The sequence below is a fragment of the Kocuria aegyptia genome (assembly GCF_039530085.1).
Classification (GTDB): Bacteria; Actinomycetota; Actinomycetes; order Actinomycetales; family Micrococcaceae; genus Kocuria; species Kocuria aegyptia.
The window spans coordinates 9,773-17,039 of record NZ_BAAAOA010000032.1 but is presented as its reverse complement, the minus strand read 5'-3'; the positions used below and the strand labels follow the sequence as shown (position 1 = coordinate 17,039).

Annotated in this window: 6 protein-coding genes and 1 tRNA gene; 5 read left to right on the top strand and 2 right to left on the bottom strand. The window is 70.7% G+C overall.

Annotated elements, in window-relative coordinates:
- Positions 1-37: 37 nt before the first annotated feature.
- Positions 38-2,776, bottom strand: coding sequence for a pyruvate dehydrogenase (acetyl-transferring), homodimeric type (aceE, locus tag ABD220_RS12950; RefSeq protein ID WP_344123213.1), 2,739 nt, complete (start codon positions 2,774-2,776; stop codon positions 38-40).
- Positions 2,777-3,214: 438 nt separating this feature from the next.
- Here aceE and ABD220_RS12945 point away from each other — a divergent pair, with 438 nt between their 5' ends.
- The 4 genes from ABD220_RS12945 (at position 3,215) to ABD220_RS12930 (ending at position 5,264) form a co-directional block, all read left to right on the top strand.
- Positions 3,215-3,631 carry a DUF3052 domain-containing protein gene (locus ABD220_RS12945; RefSeq protein ID WP_298585098.1) on the top strand — a complete coding sequence of 139 codons (417 nt, stop codon included), beginning with the start codon at positions 3,215-3,217 and terminating at the stop codon, positions 3,629-3,631.
- Positions 3,632-3,665: 34 nt separating this feature from the next.
- Positions 3,666-4,124, top strand: a complete 459-nt coding sequence (locus ABD220_RS12940; RefSeq protein ID WP_344123210.1) for a peroxiredoxin — start codon at positions 3,666-3,668, stop codon at positions 4,122-4,124.
- A gap of 31 nt (positions 4,125-4,155) precedes the next feature.
- A complete protein-coding gene (locus tag ABD220_RS12935; RefSeq protein ID WP_344123208.1) occupies positions 4,156-5,070 on the top strand; it encodes an NAD-dependent protein deacetylase in 915 nt (304 codons plus the stop codon).
- A 118-nt stretch (positions 5,071-5,188) separates the two neighbouring features.
- Positions 5,189-5,264, top strand: a tRNA-Val gene (locus ABD220_RS12930).
- 44 nt (positions 5,265-5,308) lie between these two features.
- Here ABD220_RS12930 and ABD220_RS12925 read toward each other — a convergent pair.
- Positions 5,309-5,590, bottom strand: coding sequence for a hypothetical protein (locus ABD220_RS12925; RefSeq protein WP_344123206.1), 282 nt, complete (start codon positions 5,588-5,590; stop codon positions 5,309-5,311).
- A gap of 183 nt (positions 5,591-5,773) precedes the next feature.
- Between ABD220_RS12925 and gndA the strand changes: the two genes are divergently transcribed.
- Complete coding sequence (gene gndA / locus ABD220_RS12920) at positions 5,774-7,231, top strand: NADP-dependent phosphogluconate dehydrogenase (RefSeq protein WP_344123204.1); 1,458 nt, start codon at positions 5,774-5,776, stop codon at positions 7,229-7,231.
- Positions 7,232-7,267 lie beyond the last annotated feature (36 nt).

The following is a 7,267-nucleotide window of genomic DNA, read 5'->3' as shown; positions in this document are numbered from 1 at the left end:
CGGCCCGGGGCGGCCGTCGGGCACCGGTGGGCTCGGCTCAGGCGTCGCCGCCGGCGTTGCCCGAGGTCCCGGCGTTGACGTCGTGCAGGCGGTACTTCTCGATCGCCTCGCCCGGGGTTCGCCAGTCGACCTCGCCCCGCTTGGCGAGCATCTCGAGCGCGCGCACCACCATGGAGTGCGAGTCCACGTGGAAGAAGCGGCGGGCGCCCTGACGGGTGTCGGCGAAGCCGAAGCCGTCGGTGCCGAGCGTGGCGAACTCGTTGGGCACGAACTGGCGGATCATGTCCGGCAGGTCCGAGCTGAAGTCCGAGGAGGCGACGATCGGCCCCGTGGCCCCGGCGAGCTGCTGGGCCACGAACGGGGTCCGCGTCCCGTCGCCGGGGTTGAGGAACGACTCCTCCTCCGCGGCGAGCCCGTCGCGGCGCAACTGCACCCAGGACGTCACGGACCACACATCGGCCGACACGTTCCAGTCCTCGGCCAGCAGCCGCTGGGCCTCGAGCGCCCACGGCACGGCCACGCCGGAGGCCAGCAGCTGCGCGCGGGGCCCCTCGTTCTCGGCGGGCTTCAGCAGGTAGATGCCCTTGAGGATGCCCTCGACGTCGACGTCCTCCGGCTCGGCCGGCTGCTGGTAGGGCTCGTTGTAGACCGTCAGGTAGTACATGACGTCGTGGTCCTCGTCGCCGGTCCCGTACATCTGGTCGATCCCGCGGCGGACGATGTGGGCGATCTCGTAGCCGTAGGCCGGGTCGTAGTGGAGGACGGCGGGGTTGGTGGAGGCCAGGATCGGGGAGTGCCCGTCGGCGTGCTGGAGACCCTCGCCGGTGAGCGTGGTGCGCCCGGCGGTCGCGCCGATGAGGAACCCGCGGGTCAGCTGGTCGGCGGCCGCCCAGAACTCGTCGGCGGTGCGCTGGAAGCCGAACATCGAGTAGTAGATGTAGACGGGGATCATCGGCTCGCCGTGGGTGGCGTAGGAGGTGCCGGCGGCGGTGAACGCGGCGCTCGCGCCCGCCTCGTTGATCCCCGGGTGCAGGATGACGCCCTGCACGGACTCCTTGTAGGCGAGCATCAGCTCGCGGTCCACGGAGAGGTAGTTCTGCCCGTTGGGGTTGTAGATCTTCGCCGTGGGGAAGAACGAGTCCATGCCGAAGGTCCGGGCCTCGTCGGGGATGATCGGCACGATCCGGTGGCCGAAGTCCTTCTCCCGGAGCAGGTCCTTCAGGATGCGCACGAAGGCCATGGTCGTGGCGGCCATCTGCTTGCCCGAGCCCTTCTTCGCCGACTTGTACGCGGCGTCGGTGGGCAGAGCGATCTCCTTCTGTCCGTGCGGGCGGTCCGGGACGAACCCGCCGAGCTCCTTGCGCCGCTCGAGCAGGTACTTGATCTCCGGGGAGTCCTTGCCGGGGTGGTAGTACGGGGCGTTGTAGAGGTCGTCCTCGATCTGCTCGTCGGACACCGGGATCCGCAGGTGGTCCCGGAAGGCCTTGAGGTCCTCCAGGGTGAGCTTCTTCATCTGGTGGGTCGCGTTGCGCGCCTCGAAGTGGCTGCCCAGCCCGTAGCCCTTCACGCCCTGCGCCAGGATGACGGTCGGCTGGCCCTCGTGCTCCACGGCGGCCTTGTAGGCGGCGTAGACCTTGTGGTAGTCGTGCGCGCCGCGCTTGAGCTCCCAGATCTCGTCGTCGCTCATGTCCGCGACCAGTTCCTTGGTGGCCGGCGACTTGCCGAAGAAGTGGTCGCGGATGAAGCCGCCGGACTCGGCCTTGTAGGTCTGGTAGTCCCCGTCGAGGGTCTCGTTCATGACCCGGACCAGCTCGCCGTCCTTGTCCCGGGCCAGCAGCTGGTCCCACTCCCGGCCCCAGAGGACCTTGATGACGTTCCAGCCGGCGCCGCGGAAGAAGGCCTCCAGCTCCTGGACGATCTTGCCGTTGCCGCGCACCGGCCCGTCCAGGCGCTGCAGGTTGCAGTTGACCACGAACGTGAGGTTGTCCAGCTTGTCGTTGGCGGCCAGCTGCAGCGCGCCGCGGCTCTCCACCTCGTCCATCTCGCCGTCGCCCAGGAACGCCCACACGTGCTGGTCGGAGGTGTCCTTGATCCCGCGGTTGTGCAGGTAGCGGTTGAACTGCGCCTGGTAGATCGCGTTGAGCGGGCCGATGCCCATCGACACGGTGGGGAACTGCCAGAAGTCCGGCATGGACCGCGGGTGCGGGTAGGAGGACAGGCCGTGGGGGGCCTTGGTCTTCTCCTGCCGGAACGCGTCCAGCTGCTCCTCGGTGAGCCGGCCCTCGAGGTAGGCCCGGGCGTAGTTGCCCGGGGCGGAGTGGCCCTGCCAGAACACCTGGTCGCCGCCGCCGGGGTGGTCCGGGCCGCGGAAGAAGTGGTTGAGGCCCACCTCGTAGAGGGTGGCGACGCCGGCGTAGGAGGAGATGTGCCCGCCGACCCCGATTTCCGGGCGCTGGGCCCGGTGCACCATCACGGCGGCGTTCCAGCGCAGGAACGCCCGGTAGCGCCGCTCGATCTCCTCGTCGCCGGGGAACTCCGGCTCCTGGTCCACCGGGATCGAGTTGACGTAGTCCGTGGTGGTGACCATCGGCACGCCCACGCTCTTCGCGCCGGCGTGCTGGAGGAGGGCGCGCATGATGTACTGCGCCCGCTCCGTGCCCTGCGTCTCGATCAGGCCCTCGAAGGACTCGATCCACTCCCGGGTCTCCTCGGTGTCGGAGTCCTTCAGGTTGTGGGTCAAGCCACTGAGGATGTGGTGGTTGCTGGATGAAGGCACGTTCAACCTCTCTTCGTCGAGTTGCCCGACGGAACCCGGGCGGGTGCGCGCGCGAGGACGCGGCCGGGTCGTCCGACAGTCTCAAAATACCCGTTGCCCGTACCGCTGTCCGGACGCCACCCGGGACGGGCGGACGTCCGGGACCGGCCCGGCCGGCGGATCGCGCCGCCGGGGCCGCCTCGGGCGCACGGGGTGTCTGTTGGGACCATGCTTCCACACCCGCGGCAGGCCGTCACACGCCGTGTCACCCCACGATTCGGAGGCGCGCACCGTGCGGGAGCTTGAAAGAGTCCCTGATCCGGTGTTGTCTGGACGGTGAAGCCGGTATCCGGCCCGCCACCGTGCCCCCGCGGTCCGCCGACGGGCAGGCGGAGCCCAGCACCGGTACGCAGTGCGTGGTCGTCGTTCGTCGGCCCGATCCCAGAAGGAGCAAGAACAGTGAGCGAGGCCAAGACCACCGCGGGTGACGCGGTAGTCCAGCTCGGTTTCAAGGATGGCGACTACATCCAGGAGTTCGGATACGACGAGGACGTCGACCTCGACCTGAGGGACGGCATCGAGGAAGTGATCGGCTCGGACCTGCTCGACGAGGACGACCAGGAGGTCGTCGACGCCGTGCTCCTCTGGTTCCGCGAGGGCGACGGCGATCTCGTCGACACCCTGGTGGACGTCACCACCACCCTGGACGACGGCGGTGTGGTGTGGGTGCTGACCCCCAAGGCCGGGCGCGACGGCTACGTGCCGCCCGCCGAGGTCCAGGAGGCCGCGCCCACGGCGGGTCTGCACGTGACCACGACCGCACGCGTCAGCGCCGACTGGGCCGCGACCCGGCTCATGCCCAAGCGCAACGTCTGACCGGGTGTCGCGGACCCACTCCAGGAGACCACGCATGCTCGAGATCGGCGTTCCCGCCCCGGACTTCACCCTCAGCAACCAGTTCGGCGAGCCGGTCACCCTGAGCGCTCTTCGCGGCCGGCCCGTGGCGGTCGTGTTCTTCCCGTTCGCGTTCTCCGGGGTCTGCACCGGTGAGCTCTGCCGGCTCCAGGACAGCCTCCCCGTGTTCGACGACGCCGGAGCGAAGTTGCTGGCGGTGTCCGTGGACTCGAAGTACACGCTGCGGGCGTTCGCCCGGGAGGAGTCGTTCGACTTCGACCTGCTCTCCGACTTCTGGCCCCACGGGGAGGTGGCCCAGCGCTACGGGGTGTTCGACCCGGTGGGCGGTCTGGCGGAACGGGCCACCTTCGTGCTGGACGCGGCAGGTGTCGTCGTCGACGCCTTCCGCTCCGAACGCGGCGTGCCGCGCGAGCTCGAGGCCTACCGCACCGCTCTCGCCAGGCTGCACGGCTGAATCCGGTCGACCAGGTCCCGAGCGAGCAGCGATGCCCACCGTCCGCGCCGGCTACGGCGTCCCTGTGCATCCCGACCAGTTCCCCGACCCCGACGCCGCCGGGCTCGAGGCCGGACTGGCGGCGGCGGCCGAGCTGCTGGGCGGCCGCCGGATCGCCGTCCTGACGGGGGCGGGCATCAGCACGGACTCCGGCATCCCGGACTACCGGGGCCCCGGCTCCACCCCGCGCAGGCCCATGACCTTCGACGAGTTCATGGGCAGCGCCGCCAATCGCAGCCACTACTGGGCGCGCAACCAGTACGGGTGGCGCCATCTGGCCCGCGCCCGGCCCAACCCCGGCCACGCGGCGCTGGCCCGCCTCGAGGAGGCGGGGTCCGTCACCGGTGTGGTCACGCAGAACATCGACCGTCTGCACCAGGCCGCGGGCTCCCTCAACGTCGTGGACCTGCACGGGCGCTACACCCAGGTGGGGTGCATGCGGTGCGCCACCCGCATCCCGCGGGCCGTGCTCTCCGACCTGTTCGACCGGCTCAACCCCGGTTTCTACGACTCGATCTCGTCCCCGGACGACATCGACTTCGCCCCGGACGCCGACGCCGTGGTGCCGCGCACGGCCGGGTTCCGGGTGCCGGACTGCCCGGTCTGCGGAGGGGTCCTGAAGCCCGACGTCGTGTTCTTCGGGGAGAACGCGCCCCGGCACCGGGTGCTGCGCGCGCTGCGCATGGTGGGCGCTGCGGACGCCCTGCTGGTCGTGGGCTCGTCGCTGACCGTGAACTCGGGGCGCCGCTTCGTCCGCCACGCCGTGCGCACCGCGGTGCCGGTGGTGATCGTCAACCACGGGCGGACCCGCGGGGACGCCGCGGCGCGCCTGAAGGTCGATGCGTCCGCGACCGACTTCCTGGCCGGGCTCGAGCAGCGACTCGCCCGGCCGCAGGACGGTCGGTGAATATGGTGAACGTCACGCCGGAGCGGACCTGCCCCCGGGCGGCACCGATCCGTCACGGCGGGTAATCTGTTCGGGAACCGGGTGCCGGCGGTTGCGAAAACCTCCCACCCGGTTGTCAGGGTCTTTAGCTCAGCTGGTAGAGCGCCACGCTTACACCGTGGATGTCATCGGTTCGATCCCGGTAGGACCCACCACGAGCCGCGGGGGAGCCGTCCGCGGCAGCCGGTGCGGCGCGCGGTCAGCGGAAGTACACCTGCTGTCCGTCGCGCCGAGTGCAGAGGACCACGATGCTGCCCGTGCGGGCGGCCTTCCGGGCCCTCTTCACGTAGCTCGAGGCCGTGCCCCCGCACAGTCGGGCCGCTCCCTCGGTGACCTGGCTGACCGTGGCCTCGTCGAGCACCTGCCTGGTGCCCAGGACCAGGTCGACCCCGCCGGCGGCCGCAGCCGGTGCGAGCGCGGCGCCCGACCACAGCAGGGCACCGGCCACGGCCCCCGTCAGTGCCCTCTTCCTCGCGTCCATCCACGGCCCCCGGCTCGTCGTGCCCCGGGTCCAATGTAGGAGTCCCGGCCGGGCGCGCGGCGATTGTGACGGAGGTTCTCTCCCGGACGTCGCCGTCGGCCCGCGGCGCGGTCGGCCCCGGTGCGCCTCGGCAACAAGTGCGCACCGCGCGGAGCGCCCTCCCGGAGTTTGTAGGCTGGGGGCATGGCAGCAGAACAGAAAGCTCAGATCGGGGTCACCGGCCTCGCGGTCATGGGCGCGAACCTCGCCCGCAACTTCGCCCGGCACGGGTACACCGTCGCCCTCCACAACCGCTCCGTCGGCAAGACCGACGCCCTGCTCGACGCCCACGGCGACGAGGGGACGTTCATCCGCACGGAGACCCTCCAGGAGCTCGTGGACGCCCTGGAGACGCCCCGCCGCATCCTCGTGATGGTCAAGGCCGGTGCCCCCGTGGACGCCGTCATCGAGCAGCTGGTGCCGCTGCTCGAGAAGGACGACATCATCATCGACGGCGGCAACTCCTACTTCCAGGACACCCGGCGCCGGGAGCGCGAGCTCGCCGAGCAAGGACTGGACTTCGTGGGCATCGGCGTCTCGGGCGGTGAGGAGGGCGCCCTGCTCGGGCCCTCCATCATGCCCGGCGGACCCCGGAAGTCCTACGACTCCCTCGGCCCGCTCCTCGAGGACATCGCCGCCAAGGCCGAGGACGGCACGCCGTGCTGCGCCTGGATCGACACGGACGGCGCCGGTCACTTCGTGAAGATGGTGCACAACGGCATCGAGTACGCCGACATGCAGGTCATCGGCGAGGCGCACGAGCTGCTGCGCTCCGTCGCCGGGCTCGAACCGGCCGAGCAGGCCGACGTCTTCGAGCAGTGGAACCGCACCGAGCTGGCCTCCTACCTCATCGAGATCACCGCCCACGTGCTGCGCCAGGTCGACGCCCGCACCGACCAGCCGCTGATCGACGTGATCGTCGACGCCGCGGGGCAGAAGGGCACCGGCCGCTGGACCGTCCAGGAGGCCCTCGAGCTGGGCTCCCCGGTCACGGCGATCGCCGAGTCCGTCTTCGCCCGGGCCCTGTCCTCCGCGGAGCCGGAGATGCGCCTCGAGGCCCAGCGCGTGCTGCCCGCCGGAATCGGGGGCACCACCGAGGACGTCGTGCACGACCCCGAGTTCGTGGAGGACGTGCGCAAGGCCCTCTACGCCTCGAAGCTGGTCAGCTACGCCCAGGGCCTCGACATGCTCACCATGGCCGGCCGGGAGTACGGGTGGGACCTGGACCTCGCGACCATCGCGGGTCTGTGGCGCGAGGGCTGCATCATCCGGGCGCAGCTGCTGGAGGTCATCATGGAGGCGTACCAGGGGGACAAGCAGCCGCTGAACCTACTGTTCGCCCCGGAGTTCGTCACCGCCGTCGAGGAAGCCCTGCCGTCCTGGCGGCGCGTCGTGGCCCGGGCCGTGGAGCGCGGCATCCCCGCACCCGTGTTCGCCACCACGCTGAACTACTACGACTCCCTGCGCCGGCCCCGGCTCAACGCGGCCCTGACGCAGGGGCTGCGCGACTTCTTCGGCGCGCACACCTACCGACGCGTCGACGACGCCGAGGGCATCTACCACACCCTGTGGAGCGGGGACCGCTCCGAGGTCGTCTCCTGAGCGGAGCCCTCACGACGACGACGCCGGCCGGCCGCT

Bases quoted from the DNA above. Each gene is read 5' to 3' on its own strand.
- ABD220_RS12940 (WP_344123210.1), top strand. From the start codon at position 3,666: ATGCTCGAGATCGGCGTTCCCGCCCCGGACTTCACCCTCAGCAACCAG.
- ABD220_RS12935 (WP_344123208.1), top strand. From the start codon at position 4,156: ATGCCCACCGTCCGCGCCGGCTACGGCGTCCCTGTGCATCCCGACCAG.
- ABD220_RS12925 (WP_344123206.1), bottom strand. From the start codon at position 5,590: ATGGACGCGAGGAAGAGGGCACTGACGGGGGCCGTGGCCGGTGCCCTG.
- gndA (WP_344123204.1), top strand. From the start codon at position 5,774: ATGGCAGCAGAACAGAAAGCTCAGATCGGGGTCACCGGCCTCGCGGTC.